At 39.4% G+C, this 23,584-nt stretch carries 13 protein-coding genes; 1 reads left to right on the top strand and 12 read right to left on the bottom strand.

Features of this window, described 5'->3' with window-relative positions; genetic code table 11:
• Positions 1–4: 4 nt before the first annotated feature.
• The 11 genes from ACODST_RS12835 to ACODST_RS12785 all read right to left on the bottom strand — a co-directional run bounded on the left by ACODST_RS12835 (position 5) and on the right by ACODST_RS12785 (position 20,963).
• Positions 5–2,152, bottom strand: coding sequence for a family 43 glycosylhydrolase (locus tag ACODST_RS12835; protein WP_488932508.1), 2,148 nt, complete (start codon positions 2,150–2,152; stop codon positions 5–7).
• 18 nt (positions 2,153–2,170) lie between these two features.
• A complete protein-coding gene (locus ACODST_RS12830; protein ID WP_488932507.1) occupies positions 2,171–4,270 on the bottom strand; it encodes a beta-galactosidase in 2,100 nt (699 codons plus the stop codon).
• A 5-nt stretch (positions 4,271–4,275) separates the two neighbouring features.
• On the bottom strand, positions 4,276–6,963 hold the full coding sequence (locus ACODST_RS12825; protein ID WP_488932506.1) for a DUF5695 domain-containing protein: 2,688 nt from the start codon (positions 6,961–6,963) through the stop codon (positions 4,276–4,278).
• A gap of 68 nt (positions 6,964–7,031) precedes the next feature.
• Positions 7,032–8,723: a DUF885 family protein gene (locus ACODST_RS12820; protein WP_488932505.1), complete on the bottom strand. Its 1,692-nt coding sequence runs from the start codon at positions 8,721–8,723 to the stop codon at positions 7,032–7,034.
• A gap of 37 nt (positions 8,724–8,760) precedes the next feature.
• The gene (locus ACODST_RS12815; protein WP_488932504.1) at positions 8,761–11,814 is read right to left on the bottom strand and encodes a beta-L-arabinofuranosidase domain-containing protein; all 3,054 of its coding nucleotides are present in this window, start codon (positions 11,812–11,814) and stop codon (positions 8,761–8,763) included.
• A 51-nt stretch (positions 11,815–11,865) separates the two neighbouring features.
• Positions 11,866–14,115, bottom strand: a complete 2,250-nt coding sequence (locus ACODST_RS12810) for a S9 family peptidase (protein WP_488932503.1) — start codon at positions 14,113–14,115, stop codon at positions 11,866–11,868.
• A 219-nt stretch (positions 14,116–14,334) separates the two neighbouring features.
• Positions 14,335–15,750, bottom strand: coding sequence for an APC family permease (locus tag ACODST_RS12805; protein ID WP_488932502.1), 1,416 nt, complete (start codon positions 15,748–15,750; stop codon positions 14,335–14,337).
• Positions 15,751–16,130: 380 nt separating this feature from the next.
• Positions 16,131–17,366, bottom strand: coding sequence for an NAD(P)/FAD-dependent oxidoreductase (locus tag ACODST_RS12800; RefSeq protein ID WP_488932501.1), 1,236 nt, complete (start codon positions 17,364–17,366; stop codon positions 16,131–16,133).
• Between the two features lie 78 nt (positions 17,367–17,444).
• Entirely contained in the window at positions 17,445–18,455 is a 1,011-nt protein-coding gene (locus ACODST_RS12795) for a 4-hydroxyproline epimerase (RefSeq protein WP_488932500.1), read from the bottom strand.
• A gap of 3 nt (positions 18,456–18,458) precedes the next feature.
• On the bottom strand, positions 18,459–20,027 hold the full coding sequence (locus tag ACODST_RS12790; protein ID WP_488932499.1) for an aldehyde dehydrogenase (NADP(+)): 1,569 nt from the start codon (positions 20,025–20,027) through the stop codon (positions 18,459–18,461).
• Between the two features lie 21 nt (positions 20,028–20,048).
• Complete coding sequence (locus ACODST_RS12785) at positions 20,049–20,963, bottom strand: dihydrodipicolinate synthase family protein (protein WP_488932498.1); 915 nt, start codon at positions 20,961–20,963, stop codon at positions 20,049–20,051.
• Between the two features lie 137 nt (positions 20,964–21,100).
• On the opposite strand from ACODST_RS12785, the gene ACODST_RS12780 reads away from it, so the two are divergent.
• Positions 21,101–21,943 (top strand): AraC family transcriptional regulator, encoded by an 843-nt coding sequence (locus ACODST_RS12780; protein ID WP_488932497.1) that lies wholly within the window; start codon positions 21,101–21,103, stop codon positions 21,941–21,943.
• A 3-nt stretch (positions 21,944–21,946) separates the two neighbouring features.
• On the opposite strand, the gene ACODST_RS12775 is transcribed toward ACODST_RS12780, so the two are convergent.
• The gene (locus tag ACODST_RS12775) at positions 21,947–23,542 is read right to left on the bottom strand and encodes a M61 family metallopeptidase (protein WP_488932496.1); all 1,596 of its coding nucleotides are present in this window, start codon (positions 23,540–23,542) and stop codon (positions 21,947–21,949) included.
• Positions 23,543–23,584: the final 42 nt, after the last annotated feature.

The raw sequence follows: 23,584 nt of genomic DNA, 5'->3' as shown, positions 1-23,584 counted from the left end.
TAAATTATTGATTCTTTATTGCGGGTTTTGTCTGCTGCATCAGTTTGAGAACTTCTTTCTGATGAAGAGCATAATCATACATTCGTACTGAACTTATCAAACCTGAAAAATATTCTCCAATATCTGACGCCCCAATTATAATTTCAGCCTTTTCTATGGCTGAAGACAAAAGCATAGGCTGCGAATTATCTAACAGACCGTCTACATATACTTTTTCGCTAACTCCATCAAAAGTTAAAACGATATGGTGCCATTTACCGGCTTCGGGTACTTTTTTATATTTCATATCAAAATGACCGTCTAAATGTACTCCCGCTCCATAATTTCCACTGTTATACGCCAGGGCATTATACGAATTGGCTAAACCATAAGCCTCTCTGTCGCACCATGAAACCATGATTTCTCCCTCAGCGGCTATTTCCGGATTCTGAACCCAGACGGCCACAGTATAAGAACCGTTCCATGCCAGACTTTGGGGCACGGGTTTATTTAAGGTCAAAGTTCCTCTTTTAAAATTAAAAACCTGCCTTCCGTTTATTTTTTCTAACGTCACTTCGCCCTTTTTTGTAAAACTGCCTCCCAGTGATCCCTTGTTCGGGAAAACTGCTGTATTTTGATCAACAGTGTTTTCAGCATCCAGATTAACAAACAGCTTTTTGGTACTTTTTACAGCAGGAGCCTTAACTGACGGTTTGTTCTTTAAAGACAGCGGAATATCAAATAAGGAACTGTACACTTTGATATTCCAGACTGCCGGATACAATCCTGTTTTTTCAGCCCCCAGAATGGTTAATTTTAAATAACGGGCCGTTACATCATTATCATCAATCATGGGGCTCCCGGCGGTCTGATTTTGAGATTGATCGGCATAAAGCTTCCAGTTTTTTCCGTTTAGAGAATATTCTAATTTGTACTGATAATAATAAGAGGCAAATTCAAACTGGGTCATTACTCTTTTTACTTTTTTCTCAGCACCTAAATCAACTGTTATATATTGAGCACTTGTATTATCAGCCGCTTTCCACATGGTGGCATTATTATCATCTGTGGTAAAAGAGGGTTTGTATTCATAATCATACGCTGCTGCTTTTAAATGATAAAAAGAAGAAGCTGTTGTTTTGGCCTTAAATGCTATATTTTCGGGAATTTCATATTGTACTAAATCAGTTATTCCTTTATTAGAAGAAACGACTTTTTGAATAGTCGAATCATTTTCGAAGATCATTTTATCGATACAAACCTGCCTCGCCAGTCCGCCTCTGGTCATGGGATAATCGTGTTTGTGGTACACAATGTAATACTCTCCGTTTTCTTCTAAAACGGAATGGTGTCCCGGACCATGTGTACTTTTATCTTCACTGGTACTTAAAATAGGATTGTTTTTTCCGGGAACAAAAGGCCCGTACGGAGAGTCCGAATAAGAATACCGTACATTATAGGTTTCGTCATGACAGGAATCTCCGGAATACATTAAAATGTATTTAGATCCTTTTTTCATCATATAAGCAGCTTCAAAAGGGGAAGGTGTCTGTGCTAAGGGAATATTGAGGGAATTTTTCATTCCGCTCATGGTGTTGGTATCTAATTCTCCCGCAGCATATCCGCCGTTATAGTGTACCCAGGTTCCCCAATATCCATATATCCTGCCGTCGGTATCTTTAAAAAATTGGGCATCCAGTGACGGGAAATTTTCTCTGGGAAAACCGTTTGAAATCACCGGAACATCGTTTTCACTTAATTTGGTCCACGGTCCCACAGGTGAATCGGATACATAACCGTAGATATTACAGCCTAGTTCGCAGTTTCCAAAATACAAATAATACTTTCCATTGGCGGCTTCTATAATATCCGGAGCCCAGAAATTAGTAATGTTTTTTGCCGAAAAAGCCGGAATTTCCATGATGTAATTATACCAGTTTTTCAGGTCTTGACTGTACCAGACTGTCGGAGCACCAGATGCCAGCATTTCATTATCGGTAGTAGCATAAATATAATAGAGGTCTCCAAATTTCTTAATAGTAGGATCAGCAAACCAGCCCGGTAAAACGGGGTTTCCGGCTCCGGGACTATTTACCGGAACATCCTTCTGTGCGATGATTGCTACAGTAAACAAAAGTGCGGTAAGACTATAAAGAAATTTGGTTTTCAACATTATCTTTTTCTGATTATTTTAATATTTCCAAACCAGTACTCCGGCTGTTTTCAGGGCTTTGTTTCCCATAATGATCTCTGCATTTTTTGGTAAATCAAGGACATAGATTTTATCTGAATAATTAACCGCAATACCAAAGCCGTCACGATAGTCGACCATGATTCCTTCAGGATAATTTTCGATGGAGACATTTTGTTTTTGATATAATTTCTGCAGTACCTTTTTTTCCAGTTCTCCGTTTTTGGAATCAGCACCAATATAAGTTACAGTCCCTTTGCCTAATCTGCGCGAAATAACAGCGGCGGTTCCAGAATAAAAATCACCTTCGTATACTGCCCAGGTCTCTGTACCTTTTTCCGGTTTTAGTAAATCGCCCCAGCTGGTCCACGAAAACTTCTGATTTTCAAAAGTGATGGTACCCGGCGACTGCGGCATTAGTAAATCATACGATTCAATTTGAGAACCAATTAAATTCCACATAGGTTCATAAAATTTAGCTTCCCATAAATGCCCCTGACGGTTCTGAATACCCGAACGGCAGCTGAGTACTAAATTCCCTCCGTTTTTAGCATACAAAGTCAGCTTATCAATCATTTTCTGATCAATCATCTGATAGGCCGGAACCAGTAAAAAAGGATATCGTGAAAAATCAGTGGTATCACGGACAAAATCCACTGGTGCTCCAAAAGATTTTGAGGCTTTGTAATATTTCAGAAAATGCGAAATGGTATTCCATTCTTTTGTCTGTTTATTCAGTTCTATACCCATCACATTATCGCCATTGAATAAAATTCCGGTTTTACGTTTTAAATAATAGTCCGGTAATTGGGCTTTGGCATTGTATTTTTTTCGTAAAGTATCGATTTCCTTTATAAACTGTACAAACTCCTTTCCGCCTGTAGTTGGTGTCACACCATCTGTTCCCACAATACCGTAATGAAACTGCTCATACCCGTACAATGGGGCGCGAAAACGATACGTACAGGTAAATTTACTTCCTCCGGCAAAAACATGCCATAACCACATTCGTACACTGCCCGGTAAGGGCTGCGGGTTAATGCTTCCCCAGTTTACCTGACCGGGCTGCAGTTCCATACAGCCATACATGCCTTTTAGAGGCCTGAAGAAATCATTAGACATTCCGATACTGGTATAATCTCCCAAACGATATCCGTTAGCCCCAATTCCGGAACTTCCGCCATAAACTAAATAACGGGTATAACAGTCAAAGTCCAGTTCTTTGCTCATTCCCACAAAACTTTCATTATAATTGGATCTGTAATTAGAGGTGATCCACTGGTCTTTAGAGACATATTTCCGAATGGTAACAGCCTGATCATCCAGAAAAGTAGCCGTTTCTTCGTCGGCAAAACGATAATGGTCTAACTGCGAGTGCAGATTCATTCCCCATTCTTTATGAAGCGGAATATTAATTTCACTAAAATCAGAATAAATGCCGCTCCAGAAACTGTTTCCCCAGGCTTTGTTTAAAGCTTCAATAGTGCCGTATTTCTGTTTTAGCCAGTTACGGTAGCGCTGTTGTGCATCTGCACCATAATCCAGGAAACGGGAAGGTTCGTTATCGACCTGCCAGCCTATAATTTGTTTGTTATTCCCGTATTTTTTAGCCAGCTGTTCAATCATTTTTAAAGAATAACTTCTGTAATAATTACTCGAAAATGACGCATGCTGCCTCGATCCGTGATCTGTTTTGGTTCCGTCTTCATAAGTCGCCAGTATATCCGGATGTTTGCGGACCAGCCATACAGGAGGTGTTGCAGTCGAAGTACACATAATCACTTTGAGTTTATACTTTGCCGCAATCGCTACGGCTTTATCCAGCCATTTAAAATCATATACTCCTTCCTGCGGCTCCAGCTGTGCCCAGGCAAATTCAGCAAAATGGGTAAACTCAAAACCCATTTCGGCAATTTTTTTCAAATCACGATCCCATTGACTTTCTTCCCAATGTTCCGGATAATAATAAACGCCCACAGTGGTAAGGTCTTTTTTAGGAAAATAGGTATCAAACTTCTGAGCCTGTAAACTAACACTGACGAACAGGCCGAATAAAGCCGTCAGTACTCTCCTAAAGTGTGTTTTTGGATCCTGATTCATTGTATTTATAACTTAATTTGGAGTGGTTTTGTTTTTAAAGGTATTTTATAAGCCCCTCTGACTTTTTCATAAGGCAGATTTACCTCTTTGTCTGTTCTTAAATACGCATAAGGAGTGTATTTATTTTTAGGGTCTAATGTAAGGATAACAGCACCTGTTTTACTGTTATAGCTAACTTTTTTAAAGGTTCCGGCATCGAGTGTATAGGCTGTTTTTTGAGGTGCAATATACACTTTTGATTTTGCAGCGGTTGTAAGCTCTACTTCTATTTCATCGTCTTTTTCTTTGAGATTTCCTCCAAAAGCCAGCCAGCCGTATTCTTTTTCATGGGTAATAAAAGCAGCGGTATTGACGGCATAACCGAAGAAACCTGATCCATAATCTCCTGACAAATAATCAATTTCCAGAGTTTCAGGATAGGAATGAAAAGCCGCAGGGCCAAATCCGTCCTGAGTAATATTTGAAATTCCGCCTAATAATCCGCCGTACCCCACTTTTAATAAATGAAAATCATCCGGTGTTTTTTTATACTGTTCCAGAACCGGGATAGCATTGAGTGCTGAACCATAATGGTGGATCTGGCGTTCCACTCTGGATAATTTTCCTCCGTAAAGGAAATCCCAATACCTGCGGGCATTTCCGTTGTAAGCCCAGTGCGGCATTGCCGGCATATAAGCCAGAATAGCATCAAGGGTAACTTTTGCTTTATCCGTATATCCAAAATAATCCGACCACATATATACTTCTTCCTGTCCGGTAGAATCCCATGGCATTTCGCTTCCAAAAGGATAATTAAGCGTTTTCCAGTGATCTGCCCTGACTTTCATTTTGGTTTCCAGATTTGCGGCCATTTCGGTATACCCTTCTGTTTTCAGATCTTTTAAAATTAATAGAAAAACAGTGCCTTCCATCTGTCCGAATTGTGCATAATACGGTGCCAGAGTTGTCATGGCTATACTGGTTTCATACGCATTTTTCAAATACCAGTCCCAGTCATGATTGGTAACCAGTCCTTCATGGTATCTGGCCAAACGGTACATGGTCCAGTAAGCAGCGGCAACATGCGGATAATTATACGATCTGCCGGGATCATCTGCTCCTTTTTTGTTCCAGGCTGCCCAGGTTTTGTAATTAATATCTTTGCTGTAAGTGCCCGGAGGCATTAGATCTGGTTCATAATAAAATACGCTTTTCTTTACTCCGTATTTAAGGGTATCGGCTGTATTATACTGAATACCGCCCCATAAAGTTTTATCTATAAACTGCTGCAGTTTCTCTATTTCTTCCTTTTTGGGATCCACTAATTGTTTCATCACGGCACCCAGCCAGCTTCCTGCTCCGCCTTCATCGCTTAATCCGGCAATCCATGCACGGCTGTCCTGGCTGACTTGTTTTTTGGTTTCATAATCATAGGAAATCACGGAAGGATTACGATGAAAAGGATCATTTTTATCATCAAACCATTGTGCGGTTGTCAAAAAATGACCAAAATCAGCAATAGTACTGGTTTCAGATTTAATAACTTTATAGTTAATGGTTTGTTCTAATCCGTCTTCATAAGTTACGGTTAACCTTGCTCTTCCCCACTTTTTTCCTAAAACTTCATATTCAGAATAACCGTTTTTGTTATTGGTTTTCTGTTCGATCGCAAGAGCGCCTTCGGGTTCTGTTTTTAGTGATTTGACTGCTTTTTTATATTTTAGGAAAAGTTTTCCGTTAACGTCCAGTGGCAGCACATAACCCGGAACTCCAACAGCAACAGGACGTTCGTTCTGAATTAAAACGGACTGAATGTTTTCAATCTGATCGGCGAGTACGAATTTTAGCGAGAAGTTTTTGATCTCTCCCGCATGAAGTATTAATGAACCTGGTGTATTCCATTGTTCGGCCTTTTTCCATTCCTGTTCTGCATAAGCCTTACTTAACGGCATCCATTCATGAAAGCCTTCAAAAACAATGCTTCTCGGGGTTTCGTCATCCAGTAAAGGGCGATAAGCTTCAAAAGGCATATTGGCTTCAGGCAGCACGAGTAAAGCAGGTCCGTGTCCGCTTAATCGTTTTACTTCCAGATAACCGGCATCTTTACCAATATAAGGATCAAAAAAGACATTCTGCAGATGGGTTTCATCGAGTGTTTTTCCTTCGAGAATGTTATTAAAAATCATCGGAATTCCCAAAGCTCCTATTTCTACTGCTGTATTCGACTTGTTTGTAATTTCAAAACGCAGTACCAGATTTCCGTCTTTCTCTTCATAAAAACGTTTTATAGTAAGGGGAATTTCTGCCGGGAGTGTATTCGAAAGATCTGCGGCTGCCAGAATACTTCCCGATGTCTGTAAGGCAGTAACAGCATTTCTTCTGGCTGCCGTTGAATAGCTTTTCCAGGATCCGTCGGCTGCTTTAACTCTCAGGTTAATATCTCCTAACTGGTACAAACCGTCTTTATCCCGAATGGTCAGTCGGTCGCCCGGCGTAAAATCAAAAGTTTTGTCTGAAACAGGAGATAAAGAAGCAACGGTCTGAGACGATTTCACTAATTTCAGTTCAAAAGATTTTGTATGTACTGTCGTAAATCCTTTTTCTAATTCCAGTACTGCTTTTTTGGCTTTAATTTTATCCCAGTATTCCTGTGCCTGAAGGTTCGAAATAACAGAACAGCAGATTACCAAAGCCCATATTTTTACTTTTTTCATAGCTTTATTTTTTTAAAGTGAAACAGACGATGTCCGGCTTCTTTATTATATCTGATTAGAGATTTTTATTATTTAAAATCAGTCGAAAATTTCCAGTTTGTTTTATAGTCTTCTGAAACAGGCAGGTCTTCCAGCAGAATCCGGAGCATTTCTACGGGCATTATATTTTCTTTTAAAACACGGTCATGAAACTGTTTTTCTGTCCATCCTTTAGCCAATAATTCATTTCGCAGGGCAAAAAACTGTAATCCGCCCGTCATATAAGCTACCTGATATAAAGGTGCATCGCCGCTGGCAAAAGAACGTCTTACTTCTGCTTCTGCATTTGCTCTTTCGTGTCCCACTTCATTTACTAATAAATCGATACACTGCTGTGGTGTCATTTCCCTCAAATGGTATTTTAAGGAAAAAATAATGCGGGCACAGCGGTGGATTCTCCAGAATAACATTCCCAACTTTTGTTCCGGTGTCTGCGGAAACTGTTTGTTCCAAAGTATAATTTCCCAGTATAAAGCCCAGCCTTCCATCCAGAAAGGAGTATCAAAAGGCTGACGGTAGGATTTGTACCTGCTGTTCATAAAAAACTGTAAATTATGCCCCGGAAGCAGTTCATGCTGAACTGTTGCGAAAGAAAAATTAGGGTTGTTTCCCCGCATGCTCATCAGTTTATCTTTCTGGTCCATATCTTCGGTTGGATAGGAAATACTAATCTCCCAGCCTCCGGTAAAAAACGGGTTTATTTTTTGACGCTGCGGTGTCATCATAATCATCTGCCAGGTTTCCTTGGTGAGTTCCGGCAGGGTAATTAAATCCCGGTCTTCAATAAATTTTACTGACTGATTGTACAAATCTGTAATGGCCTGCGGCTGTTCACCGGCAGGAACATACGTATCTTTCACATGTTCAAGTGCTTTTTTCCAGTCGTTTCCGTAACCTAATTCGGTCGAAGCTTTAATCATTTCTTTTTTGCACCATTCAAACTGATTCTGTGCTGCGGCAATCAATTCTTCGGGTGAATACGGAATATATTCATAAGCCAGACTTTTTACTATGGCTTCTTTACCAATAGGTTTGCCTATAATACCGCTGCCATCGTCTTTTACACTAGTTTTGGAATAATTGGTCTTTAAAAACTCCTCATAGTTTTTAAGTTTACCAGACAGGTTTTGATAGGGCTTTTCCATCCACCAGGTAAAATCAGGATCATAGCTGTAGTAAAACCCGTAAGCTTCTTTTAAGGCTCTGGCAAATGCTGCTGTTGATTTTGCTGCTTTATCGGCGGCAAACCAGTCTTTAAAAGGTTTGTTTTTGAGCTGTTCTGTTTTTTTATCAATAGTAACCGCCGCATCATCAAAGATTTTGGCAAGTTTACTGGAAACAGGTCGTTTTCCTCTTCTTCTTTCCTGAATAAAAAGGGTGATCTCGTTTGTAAAGTCTAATACTGATTCTATTTCTTTATAGGATTTAAACTCTAACTGTAAAAAATAGTTTTCTTTACTAATCAGGTTTTTCAGCAGCAGATAATCGACTTTGGCATCTTTTGACAAACTTTTAAAATCAACCTCTTTGAGCTTTTTTGTCCAGTCGTCGTAAAATTTGGAAAATCGTACATAATATTCTTCTGATTCGTTGTTCGAATAAAAATTCTGCAGTGCGTTTTTATCAGACTGATAGGTATTTACCATATCGATAAGTTCACTGGAAAACAGGGGCGTTACCATAAATAAAAATAGAATAAAACTTAAAATTGATTTTTTCATGCTTTTTGGTTTCAGATGTTTTCGGTTTTATTTTCAGTTATTTCAGGGTTACATCGAGGTAAACAGAATGACGTCCGTAAGTTTCATAGAAGGGTTTATACAAAATCCCGTCTATGGTAAACTCTAATTTCTTAGGATCACCGCTTATAGAACGGCCTAAATCTTTGGCATCTAAAGTTATTTTTCTCCAGTCTTTTCTTGGTTCCGGTTCCTGCGCGGCCAATAATACCGGGCCGTAAAATAAACTGGCTACATTCTGCTGGTCCATTACGGGTTCCAGATGAAATTCAAAAGGCATACGCAGTTCTATACGGTCTCCGTCTTTCCAGCTGCGGTTTAAAGTCAGATAGGTTCCCGGCTGTGCTTTTACTTTCTCGTCTTTACCGTTTATAGAAACAAAAAATCCTTTGGCGGCCCAATGCGGTACACGAACATTAATGGCAAACTTTCCGTTTCCTTTAATTAGTAACTCAGTATGATCTTCTTTTGGGAAAGCTGTTTTTTGTTCAATGGTTATGTTTTTTTCTTTCCAGTTTAAGGTCGAAGGCACAAAAAGGTTTACATAAAGGGCTTTATTATCGGCACTTTTAAAATAAATTGAATTCTGAAATTTGGTATTGCTTTCTATCGCCGTACCATTACAGCAGGTAAAACCTGTCATATGCGGGTTACCAAACTGTTTTACCGAACCCGGTCTTAACGGAACATGATAGGTATTGGCCGGACTGTTTTCGGCTACAGAAGCCAGAATATGGTTGTAAAGTCCTCTTTCATAATAATCCATTAACTCGGCACGCTGTTCGTACAGAAACAAATCTCCCGTTAATTTGAGCATATTGTAGGTGGCGCAGGTTTCGTTTTGTCCGCCGGATGAAAACCCATTTTCATAAATCGTGGCCGGCTGGCTGATAAAACATTCCGCATTAGCCGGATTTCTTGCTCCTGCCACTCCTCCAATACTGTACATATAATCGTTTACTGCCTTATACCAGAAATTATCGGCTATATGATAATAATCCTCTTTGTCTGAATCACGGTACATTTCAAGCGCTCCCATTATCTGGGGAATATGCTGATTGGCATGCAGTCCGCGAAATGTATCCACATTTTTAGCAAGTCCGTGTGAATGACCGGCATCACCATAGAACATTTTAATGTTGTCAAATAATTGGGCTGTTTCGAGATAATGTGGATTTTTTGTGATTCTGTACAGTCTTGCCATGGCTTCGTTCATTCCGCCAAATTCACCAGCAATATAACGGTTCCACATACTGATAAGGGTTTCCGAAGGCAGTTTTTTCATACGGGCATACACCCAGTCACCCATGCCTTTGGCAGTTTCAAGAGCTTTTTCGTTACCGCTTACTTCGTAAACATCCATTAAACCGGCCAGAATTTTATGCAGGGTATAATACGGCGCCCAGATTTGTGTTTTCTGTCCGCCATAAGTCGCTCCGTTCTCTAACATTATAAACTGATCCGGCGGATAGGCGCTGATAAATCCTTTTCCCCAATTCCAATAATCGGTTCGAATCCCTTCTGCACTCAAATCAGAATCATAGGCCGTTTTACCTGGTCCAAAAGGTACAGCAGTTGGATCTGATACATATTTTCCGCCGGTTTCTTTTGGATTACCTGACAATTGTGACAGTTGATACAGGGTATTAACCATGTACTGCATTTTCTGTGCAAAATTGGACTGAAGTGTTTTATCATAGCCTGTACCTGCATACGCCTGGGCGATTGCGGTAAGATAATGTCCTGTAGCATGCCCTCTTAACTTGGTTTCCTGAGTATCCCATACCCCAAGCGGTTCTGCTTCTTTTGGCTGCTGCTGCCCGAAAGCATTACGAAACATATATAAAAACGAATCAGGATCAGTCTGGGCCAGTGTTGTAAAAAACTTATCCCTGTTTTCAATAAATTTGGTCTGGCTGCCCTGATCGTCTTTATTTAAAGCTACCTGATCCAGACGAAAAGCTTCCAGTTTACGTTCCGGTTTGTTTCCTTTTTTAGCTTCTTTTACAGTTACAACTGCTTTTGGTTTAAAATCCGTACCCGGAACATTTCCTGTAATGGTATAACTGCCTGTTTTTAGTACCGAATTATTATCTGTGGGAGCAGGCCAGATTACACGAACTTCGGGTCCTGTCATGCCGTCACGGTATACCCCTTTTACAAAAACCGGAAGCCGCGGCAGGCTGCCCAGTGCCGTTTCTACTTCAATATCTGAAACGCTTGTCAGATACTGATTGTACAGCTGCGGTGTTGTTTTAGAAAATAACGGAAGGTCTGCTTTTTGATCTTCTCTCGGTTCTTCTTCCTCGCCTTCGGTAAAAGCATTTTTGTAAATTCGGTTAACCTGTTTATCGCTTAATGCTATTCTGTAAATTCTGAAATCGTGTAATTTGGCATTCAGATAACCGTTGTCTGATTGTATTGATTTTCCAATGTACAATTTATTATTGTTCCCGTTATTTTTATCAAACAACTGGTCCAACAGAAATCCGGCGGTTTTGGATTCGCTGACCAAAACTCCGTTGACATAGGTACTGATTAACTTAGACGGAATGTTTACTACTACGGCCAGATGATTCCATCTGCCTTCTTCAAGAGCCGGACTCTGTGTTTTGTACTGACCTCCCGGAGTACTGATTTCGGCATAAAGTCCTTCTTTCTCTTTTGTCCCTGCAGGGGCAGCATAAAAATGAGCACCCGCTTCTTTTCCAAAATCAAAAAAACGCTGGTCTTTTTGTTTAGAGCGTAAAAAAATCCATCCCGTTATACTGAGCATTTCTTCGCCCGATAAAGCATCTCCCGGAAGGGATACAAATGCCTGATTATCGGCCGGCAGGTACAGCACCCGGCCAAACTGTTCATCGTTGACAAATCTGGCTTTTGACTCGTCTATTTTACCATGCCAGTTGTTTCTTGACCAGTCTTTTACATCACCGTTAAATACATAACGGGCAATAAGTCCCGTCTCTCCGATTCCGTCTAAAATCTGATCTCCGTTTTGAGCTTTTACGGCTGTTGTACACAATACCCAAAAGCTTAACCATGTCCAAATAAATACTCTATATCTTTTCATAATTCAATTTTTGTCAACACTTAAAAAAATCCTTTTACAGTCTTTGCTGTTTTACTTGTAAATTTCATCCCAGGAAGGCGGCGTAACTCCTAACAGGTATTTTACAAAATGATCACGGCGTTTTCGTTCTCCAAAATCACCTCCGGCAGAATGTCCCATTCCGGGAACGGTTACGAGTTCAAAATTTTTATTGGCTTTAATCAGGGCATTGGCAAACTGCATCGTTGAAGCCGGATCGACATTATCATCCAGTTCTCCCAGTATAAGCATTAAATTTCCTTTTAGCTGAGCGGCATTTGCCGTATTGGAACAGGCTTCATATTCAGGACCAACCGGATAGCCCATCCATTGTTCATTCCACCACATTTTATCCATCCGGTTATCGTGACAGCCGCAGGAAGCTACGGCAGTATTATAAAAATCGGAGTTAAAAACCAAAGCTGCTCCGGCATTCTGACCTCCGGCCGATGTTCCGTGAATACCTACTTTATCACTATTCATATAAGGATATTGGGCTGCGGCGGCTTTTATCCAAAGTTTTCTGTCCGGAAAACCTCCGTCTTTTAAATTTTTCCAGCATACATCATGAAAAGCTTTAGAACGGTTGGAAGTTCCCATACCATCAATCTGAACTACAATAAAACCTAATTCTGCCAAGGAGGACATCGCCCAGTAATACGGCTGAAAATTTTTAGGAACAAAAGAATCCTGGGGCCCGGCATAAATGTATTCTATTATAGGATATTTTCTATTTGGATCAAAATTCGTCGGGCGAACGATGACACCCCAAATATCCGTTTTTCCGTCCCTTCCTTTGGCTTTAAAAACTTCGGGTGCTTTCCATCCTGTCTGCTGCAGATCTGAAATATCAGCCTGCTGCAGGAGCAGAATTGTTTTTTGGGTTTCGGTACTTTTTAAAAGGGTAACAGGTGCAGTATCTACTCTTGAATACTGGTCTGTATAAAATTTATAATCCGGTGAAAAGGTTACTTTGTGATTTCCATTTTCTGTTGTTAATCGAATAAAGTTTTTTCCGTTAAAATCAATTCGGCAGAAATGCAGCAGATAAGGATCCTGATCGCTGTCCAGTCCGCTGGCTGTAAAATAAATTTGTTTCTTTTCTTCGTCCACTTTTAATACTTCTCTGACAGGCCAGTTACCTTTTGTTATTTGATTTTTTACTTTACCTGTAATGGCATCATATAAATACAAATGGTTCCATCCGTCACGTTCCGAAGCCCAGATGATTTCACTGCTTTTTTTAGTGTCATAACGGTATCTTTTTCCGCTGTATTCCACAAAAGTAGGACTGGTTTCTTCTATAATTACTTTAACCTTTCCTGTCACGGCATCCACTTGCAGAATACGGTATACCTGATGACCTCTCTGATTGTATTCAAACGTAAAACCACTGCTGTCAGCTTTCCATTCGATACCCGAAAGTTCATACTGCTGCTGAAACAAATCGGTCGAAACCGGAATTTGTTTTTGAGAAGCGACTACAAAAAGCTGCGGACTTTTAAACGGAAGCTGATCCCCGGGTTTCAAATAATCACGGGTCTGTAATTTTGGCTGAAACTGATCTGACGGACTTGATTCTACGAAATAGATTTTATGTTCTTCACCCGGTCTTACTTTATACGCCATTATTTTCTGACTGTCCGGCGACCACTGCAGATACGATGAATAATAAAATCCTTTTGAACCATCATAACTTAACTGGGTTTCCGTCTTTGTTTTTTTATTTTTTATATAAAGATTGTAATTTTTAATAAAGGCAGTATGCAATGAATCAGGCGAACCTACCGGTTTATTTCCTAACTCATCAAAGTTTCCGCCCCAGTATTCATTTCTTTTCTGAGGCTTTTTATAAGGACCTGTTTTCGTTATTTCATACGTTTTTAAATTACAGGAAAACTTTAATGTATCGACCGTAAAAGATAACGAAGACAATGTTTTATCAAACTCAGGGTTTTCAACCGAAAGATCGCTACCCTTTACTTCTTTTCCCATAAGCTTCGATAAGGAAAGTGCTAATTTAACATGATCAAATGCAGGAGTTTGTTTTTGCTGTTTCACATCGGCCAAAAGGAATTCTTTTCCATTTCGAACGGGATTAGTATACCAAACATAATCATTCCCAATCCAGTGAAATTCTTTTGGTGCATTAAAAACTTTATTCTTAAATAAAGAATCTATTGCATTTGCTCTTTTGTAGTCTTTCAGTGTACCCTGGGCCTGACTTATCAGACACCATCCAAGTGTTAAAAATACACTTATTTTTTTGCTAATTGTCTCCATAATCTAAATAAGAATAAAAATATAGAATATTTACTGAGCCTGCTGGGTTAATATTAACTTATACTGGTATTATATTACCCATAGGAATTATAAGGTGAGGAATAAACTGGTGTTAAATACTAACAGAGAAAAAGAATTCCCTTTAGACAGCATCTAAAAGTAGAAACCAATGGTGTTCTCAGTAAATGACCAAATGCTCTATTATATCGATTTTACTGTTTAGTTATCTGACTTCTCCTTAATACAATAATAAACCGGAATTCCCAATAACATAATCAGAACGCCCCAGCCGCAGGTTGAAACCTTTGTAAACAGCAGCGAAACAGAAACAGCCGATGCAATCACAATATATAAAACGGGCAGAAAAGGATAACCGATGGCTTTGTAAGGGCGAATTCTGTCCGGCATTTTTTTTCGAAGACGGATGATTCCGTAAATGGTCAGGATGTAGAAAATAAGGACAATGATAATGACATAATCTAGTAAATCGCCGTATTTTCCGGTAAGACATAATACAGAAGCCCATAAACACTGTGCCCAAAGTGCCCAGGCCGGAACACTCTGATGATTGAGTACAGCCGCTTTCTTAAAAAACAAACCATCATTTGCCATCGTATAATATACCCGGGCACCGGCCATAATTAAACCGTTGTTACAGGCAAATGTTGAGATCATGATCATGAGGGCAATAATGAGTGTTCCGATATTTCCAAAAATGTACTGAGAAGCTACGACCGCCACCCTGTCTGACTTGGCTCCCGCTATTTCGCTAAGCGGAATTACAGCTACGTACATTAAATTCGTTAAAACATAAATAACCGTGACAATGAGTGTTCCTAAAAACATGCTTAAACCGACATTGCGTTTTGGGTTCTTGATTTCACCTGCTATAAAAGTAACACCTGTCCAGGAATCGCTGGAAAATAGTGTTCCCACCATAGCCGCCGAAATCCCCGAAATCAATGCTGTGGTGCCGATTGGCATCCATGAAGACGTGGCGGTATCAAAAGAATGAGGAGTCCAGGCATCTGTCCAGTTCATATCCCATACCGAAGCTTTAGCTGCTAGTGTAAAGCCAAAAATAATCAGACCGGAAATAGAAAGGATTTTTATAATCGTAAGAATGGTCTGCAGTGTTTTACTGTTTTTCACTCCTCTTGTATTGAGATAAGTGAGAAAAAAAATAGTCACAATAGATACGATCTGAGCTACATTGAGTTTAAAACTGCCTATCTGATATAGAATATTTTCGTCGCTCACTGCCGGAATGATATAAGCTGTAAATTTTGAAAAGGCAACACCAACAGCTGCAATAGTCCCGGTTTGAATGACTGCGAAAAAACTCCAGCCGTACAAAAAGGCGGTTAATTTATTATAAGCTTCTTTTAAATACACATACTGTCCTCCGGCATTGGGAAACATAGCGCTTAATTCACCATAACTAACCGCAGCGATCATGGTTATGATTCCCGAAATCAGCCAGATCAAAATCAGCCATCCCGTTGATCCTACCTGTCTGGCAATATCGGCGCTGACAATAAATATTCCCGATCCGATCATCGAACCTACTACAAGCATAGTTCCGTCGAGAAGCCCTAATTCCTTTTTAAATTCTTCATGGTTCTGGTCTTTCATTTTTTGGTTTGTTTGGTTGTTTTTTATTTGTTTTTTGATCAGGATTACAAAGAATGACAGAATTCAAAAATGGTTTTAGTTCCTGAATTCGATTGTGAGTTGAGGTATTAGTTCATTTGTAATCAATAGTTAATGATAATCACAATGTCAATGTCAATATCAATGTCAATGGCAATATCAATGTCAATGGCAATCACAATGTCAATAGCAATGTCAATATCAATGAAAATGGCAATGACAGTGTTAATTTCAATGGCAATATGCCGCCCCAGTGGGGCTTTTGCATAACATTGTGTAATAATTCGTGAAAATTTGTGTAATTCGCGGCAGCCTTCAATAAAAAAAAATCAGCTCCATTTTTAATCATGAAGCTGATTTTTTTAAAGCTGAAACATCTCTGTATTTACAGAAACTGGTTTATCAGCAATGATTTCTGAAACTATTTTTCCGGTTGCCGGAGCAAGGCTTAATCCCATCATGGCGTGTCCCGTTACTACAGTCAGGTTTTTTAGTTTTTTATCACGGGCAATTACGGGCATACCGGAAGGGGTGCAAGGCCGGAAACCAAACCATGTATCTTCCTGCTTAGGCATTTCTATCTGCAGTTCCGGATAAAAGTCATTAATAGAGTTTACGATGCCCTGCAGTCTGTTTTGGTTAATTTTAATATCGTTTGTATGGGTAATTTCCATAGTTCCACCAAAGCGAATATCTGTATCCATAGGGGTTACGGCCACTTTACCTTCACATAAAATAGAAGGAATCGACGGTTTATGTTCCTGATTTTTTAAGGTAAAACTGTATCCTTTTCCGGGCAGCACCGAAATGTTTATATTCAGCTTTCTGGCAATATGCGGACTCCATGATCCGGCGGCCAGAATTACCTCATCGGAAGTAAAATTGCCTTTATTGGTTACGATTTCGGCAACGGTATTGTTTTTTATAACAAAATCGGTAACCGTAGTATGTTGTTCTATTTTGACATTTAACCTGTTTAATTCTTCTTTTATAAACTGCATGAATTTCTGCGGATATAAATGAGCATCACTTTTGTAATGTACACCGCCTATTACATTGGCTGCTGTTCCTTTTTCGAGTTGTGAAACTTCTGCTTTGGAAAGAAAATCAACCTCAAGTCCGAGTTTTTCTGCCAGGATTCCTTCATGTTCTATTTCTTCCCCGGTTTTTTCGGTTTTATACAACATTAAAAGACCTTTTTCTTCATAGAAAAAAGAGCTGTTTTGTTTCGCAAAATCCTGGTAAAGTTCTTTACTTAAAAGTGACAGATCCCGAAGTGCAGGCATCGCTTTTTCAACATGTTTAAGATTAGCATGTTTGTAAAACTGAAGTCCCCATTTCATTAAATCGACATTCAGACGGGGTTTTACATAAAACGGACTATGACTATCGAACATCCATTTAATACCTTGTGCTATCATTCCGGGCTGTGCCAGCGGGATGATATGAGAGGGAACAATCATTCCGGCATTTCCGTACGAACAGCCGTCACTCATATCCGACTTATCAAAAACAACCACCTCATACCCTTCTTTGGCCAGATAATAGGCCGAACATAAGCCAATTATTCCACCGCCAATTATACTTACTTTTTTCATTATAATTATAAATTTAAAAATTCACCGGCCAGAAAAAGTTCTGTAAACCAGTGAATTTATGAGCGTTTTTATTTCTTTTTAAATTACCTGAAATCCGAAGGCATACGGATCATCGTCTTCATCAATAATGATGTTGTTGTAACCGTATACTTTTGCCCATCCCTGAATACTGGGTACAATGGCTTTTATATCTCCTATAGCGGTTTCTTCTTCTACTTTACCAATAAATTTGCTGCCAATAAAACTTTCATGAATATAGGATTCTCCTTTTTTAAGTTTTCCCTTGGCATGAAGCTGTGCAATTCTGGCCGAAGTTCCGGTGCCGCAAGGAGAACGGTCAATGGCTTTATCTCCGTAAAAAACAGCGTTTCTTCCGGAAGAAGACGGATCTAAAGGATCGCCTGTCCATAACATATGGCTTACATCACGAATCGTATCATTTTCCGGATGAATAAACTTATCAGGATATTTCGCGTTGATACGTTTACGGACTTCCTGACTGTACTGTACAATTTTTGCTGCGGTATAATCCTGAATGCCTGAAAAATTCTTCTGCGGGTCTACAATGGCATAATAATTTCCACCGTACGCCACATCAAATACGATTTCTCCTAATTCCGGGCAGTCAATCGTAAGGCTTTCGGCGGCTAAATATGATTTTACATTAGTTAAACGCACCCAGTCTACTTTTTTTCCGGTCTGCTGGTATTCGATGTTTACTAAACCGGCCGGAGCTTCCATTTTGATTTTTCCGGGAATCTTTGGAGAAACCAGACCTTCTTCAATGGCAATGGTTATGGTTCCGATGGTTCCGTGTCCGCACATAGGCAGACAGCCTGAGGTTTCGATAAATAAGATTCCAAAATCATTTTCAGGATTACTGGGCGGGTATAAAATACTGCCGCTCATCATATCATGGCCTCTGGGTTCAAACATCAGCCCTTTGCGAATCCAGTCGTATTCTTTTAAAAAGTGCTGGCGTTTTTCGCTCATATTTTTTCCAGCCAGATTTGGGCCGCCTCCGGCTACTACCCTTACCGGATTACCACAAGTATGAGCATCCACGCAAAAAAAAGTTTTTCTTGGCATAAACTAAATAGGATTCTGGGTTAATATATCATTTACTGTTCTATAAATACCTAACGGATTTTGATCCTGTAATGCGGCTGGCAGCAAGGTTTCAGGCCAGTCCTGAAAAGTAACCGGACGAACCCATCTTTTAACAGCTGTTAACCCCACTGAGCTGAACTTACTGTCGGAACTGGCCGGAAAAGGACCTCCGTGTGTCATACCTGAGCAGACTTCGACTCCTGTAGGAACGCTATTAAAAACTAAGCGTCCTACTTTGTTTGTAAGGTTTTCGATTACTTCTTTAAAGGTATTGAGCTCTTGTAAATCTGTATTCAAAACGGTTCCTGTCAGCTGTCCTTCTAATTCTAAAATAATGGTGTTGAGCTGCTGTACATCATCGCATTTTACCACTATAGAAAAAGGCCCGAAAACTTCCTTATGAAAGGCTTTATTTTTTAAAAAAGTACTGCCTTCTACTGCAATTATCTGCTGCAGCGCATAATTGGGTTTTACTTCCTTCTCTAAAGTTGTTTTTTTTGTATATCCCTGCTGCCCAAGCACTTCTGCTTTTTGATTTTCATACTGGCTTTTTATAGCCGGATGAAGCATGCAGCCAGGATCTAATTTATCAGCCTCTGACGCTAAAATAGTAATAAAATTCTCTAATTCTGCACTGTTTATTCCTAAAATAAGCCCCGGATTGGTACAAAATTGTCCCGTTCCGGCCATAATGGATGCGGCATAGTTCTGCGCCCATTTCTGAGTATCTGTTTTTAAAGCAGAAGGTAAAACCAACACCGGATTTATACTTCCCATTTCGGCATAAACCGGAATTGGAACGGCTCTTGAGGCGGCTATCTGACAAAGTGCTTTACCGCCTTTAATACTTCCTGTAAATCCTACTGCTTTTACAGCCGGATGTTCTACCAGCATTTTTCCTACTTCAGTTCCGCTGCTGTTGAGATTAGAGAAAACACCATTTGGCATTCCGGTTCTTTTAGCTGCTTTTATTACGGCAGAGGCAATTAATTCTCCGGTTCCGGCATGAAGCGGATGCGATTTTACCACTACAGGACAGCCGGCAGCAAGAGCGCTGGCTGTATCTCCTCCGGCAGTAGAATAAGCCAGTGGAAAATTACTGGCTCCAAACACTACGACAGGTCCTATAGGAATCTGCAGTCTGCGGATGTCGGGTTTCCCTTCGGTTTTATTGATAATGGCTTCTACCCAGGATCCTTCTCTAAGCATGACAGCAAAAGCTTTTAACTGCCCCATCGTTCTGGCACGTTCACCGTTTGCCCTTACAGCCGGAAGTCCGGATTCCTGCATATAAACGGTTAGTAGTTCGTCTCCAAGTGCTTCAATTTCTTCGGCGACAGCTTCGAGGAAATCAGCTCTTTTGGCATCTTCCGTTTTGTTGTACGTTTTAAAAGCTTCTTCGGCCAGAAGTACGGCCTGATTGATTTCATCTGGAGAAGCCTCATAAAAAACGGTTTCATTTTCTGTATTCAGTTCCGGGTTTATGGTTCTGAATGTCTTTTGCCCTTTTGCGGAAAGCTCCTCTCCTATATAATTTTTACCTGTAGTCATCGCTTTCTTTATAAAGTTAATTTAAATGTTTTTGTAGTCCGGTAAAACGGGTCTGCTTTTCATGGCTGAGTCAATAACCGCTAAAACACGCTCTCTTTCTTTCCCCTGAAGAGGCAGTCTTGGAGCTCTTACGTTTTCGGTTCCCAATCCGGTTGCTACCTCTGCCAGTTTTATATTCTGTACCAGCTGCGGAGAAATATCCAGTTCTAACAAAGGCATAAACCATTTGTAAATAGCTACGGCTTCGTCTACTCTTCCGGCTTTTACTAATTTATAAATAGCTACGGTTTCTGCCGGATACGCTACTACCAATCCTGCTACCCAGCCATCGGCTCCGGTTACTAAACTTTCAAGGGCCAGAGTATCTACACCACAAAACACTTTTAAACGGTTTCCAAAACGGTTTCTGATTCGGATTACATTACTAATATCACGTGTTGATTCTTTTACGGCCTGAATGTTTTCAAGCTGTAATAATTCTTCAAACATATCCAGTGTCACTTCAATTTTATAGTCAACCGGATTGTTGTAAATCATAATAGGCAGTGAAGTACTTTGGGCAATTTCTTTAAAGTAAACTACTGTTTCATAATCAGTTGCTTTGTAACGCATTGGCGGCAGTAGCATTAAACCGTTTACACCTAATGCTTCGGCACGCTTAGCCAAAGCAACAGCTTCACTGGTAGTCTGCTCGGCAATATTTACGATTACCTGAATTTTTCCCTCTGCTAATCTTAAAGTAGTATTTATTAAAACTTCTTTCTCTTCCTTTGTTAAGGTACTGGCTTCTCCAAGGGTTCCACCCAGTATAATTCCGTTAACTCCGGCTTCGATCTGCGCCTTAATATTTTTTTCGAACATTACGAGGTCCAGTTGACCTTCTGCTGTAAACTTAGTGGTTACAGCTGGCATTACGCCTTCCCAATTTATCTTCATATCATAATTTTTATCAAAAATAAGACTTAAACAAAAAGCCCTCTTTGTCATTATTAACCTATATCTGGACTATATTACCACATCTGTTGGATAATCTGATTTTTTTGATAATATTTACATAATTAAATACTATTCCGTTGAAAATTTTACCTTTTAAAATACCTAAAACCGAGAGAGAAGCTCTTATTTATCAGGAGGATATAGAACGTGTGTTTTATGATCAGCTGCATCAGCATGAAGAAATTCAGATTAGTTATATCCTGAAAGGTTCTGGTACTCTAATCGTTGGAGATTCGATTAACGATTATAAAGAGGAAGACATTTTGGTTATTGGCGAAAACTTACCTCATGTTTTTAGAAGTAATGTAGAAGCAAGTGAGGAGTCTGTAATGCTGACTCTTTTTTTTACCAAAACTTCTTTTGGAAAAGATTTCTTTGCCCTGACTGATATGAGTAATGTGGAAGATTTTTTTAAGGATTCGGAATACGGAATGAAAATCCTTTCGAACCAGAATAAAATTATCCATCAATTTTCAAAACTTAAAAAACAGAACAAAATACAGCGAATCGCTTCTTTTCTAAAAATTATAAACATCATTATTTCTTCTGAGAAAACCCCGCTTTCTTCGTTCGTATATAAAAAGAAATATACAGATGATGAAGGAAGACGTATGAGTGCTGTTTTTGAATATGCTGTTGAGCATTATCACCATAACATTACTCTGGACGAAGTTGCCAATAAGGCTAATATGAGTAAAAATGCCTTCTGCCGTTATTTTAAAAAACGTACCAATAAAACTTTCTTTCAGTTTTTGATCGAAATCAGAATTGAAAATGCCTGTAAACTCCTCCATCATAAAAAAGACCTTTCTATCTCGTCGATTTCTGAATTGTGCGGTTTTCAGGATATTGCCAACTTCAACCGAAAATTTAAGGAACTAAAGGGTATTTCTCCTTCTCAGTATCGCGCACAGTTTTAGCTTTTATAATTTAAAAATAGATTTTCGGATCTCTGACTGTAATGGTGACACTTCCGGAAGTGCTTTTATCTCAAAACTTCTTTCTGTAATCTCCGGTTTGGGCACCGATGGCTGAACCGGGCTTAAATCAATCTGCAGTCCTGCATACTGTAAATATTTAGTGTAATTAATTTCATCTACGGTATTTACATACGATTGTATCTCTGCAAGGGGTTTTCCTGCTATTTGTTCGCACACCTGCCAAAACTCAGCTTCGGTAAATCCTCTTTTCTTTTTTTCATAGTATTCATTGTATAAAAAACGCATGACATCGTCTAAGGATTTTTGATTTCGGGTATTGTTTCTGATTTCTAAATCCAGCAGTAAACCTATTATCGGGCCTTTGTTGTAATACGATATCGTAGTTTGTTTCGCATTACTTTCATTATTGAAAAAGTTCAGCCAGATATCAAAACTGGATCTGGCAAGCGACATATGCCTGCTGCCTTCAATATTTTCATATCGTTTTATAGATTCTGTAATATATTTAAGGGCTTCATCTCCGGTAAGCAGGCCGGCTTTCAGCATAATAATATATTCGTAATACACTGTAAAACCTTCGGAAACCCATAACATGGTGGTGTAGTTTTCTTTATTGTAATCAAAAGGCCCCAATTCTACAGGACGAATGGCTTTTACATTATACAAATGAAAATATTCATGGGTTACAAAATTCAAAAAATCGGTATACTGTTCTTTTGATCTGAAGTCAAAACTGCCCTGGGTAAATATGGCCTGGGAATTCCAGTGCTCCAAACCGCCGCCGCCCGCTTCCATCATAATATAACTGTAATAATCATACGGCACTTTTTTCATGACAGCGGTTGTGGCAGTCATTATTTTTTTGAGATCAGAAATAAACTTTTCTTCGTTTAGTCCTTTGGGAGTAGCAATTCCCAACGCATATGATTTTCCTTCGTGTTCGAAATCTATAGTTTTCTGATTGCCCAGATAAACAGGACTATCATACAAAATATCGATATTTTTAGCCTGAAACGTCAGGGCATTCTCCTGCAGCGGACGTAATCCTGTCGAAACTTTTTTCCAGTTTTTATGAGGATTAAGAGTCAGTGTTACCGGATTGTTTACGGTATTCTCTACATGCATCAAAATAGTGTTGGGCATTAAAAAAGCTTTATCGGCATCAACATAAGATTCTGCAACCGATTTTTTATTGGCAAAAACCCGGTATTTAACTTTTATATCTCTTTTATCCTGATTATAAACTACCCAGCAGTTTTTGGCCTTTTTGTTCCAATCTATTTTATGACCTTCTTTATCGGTCACCTCAAAATCTACAACATAACGGGGTGTATCTAAAATTAAATAATAACCGGGTGTCCAGACCGGAAGTATCAGACTGGTTTGTGAGGAAGGAAGCTGTTCCAAATCTAAAACCACTTCCAGATAATGGGATTCCGGGTTATCAAAAGAAACAGTATAAGCTGTTTTTATCTGCGAAGACGTAAGCTTAGACGTGGTTGTGCACGAAATCAGGCTTAAGCAGATCAGTACTGCACAGCTGATTTTTAAAGTTCTAATTTGTAATGTATGTTTCATAGTACCTGATTTTAACTTAAAAAAATGAAAAGCCATCCCTAA

This window comes from Flavobacterium sp. FG19, from assembly GCF_057809475.1.
The sequence above is the reverse complement of the archived record's forward strand: the minus strand, read 5'-3'. Positions and strand labels throughout refer to the sequence as shown.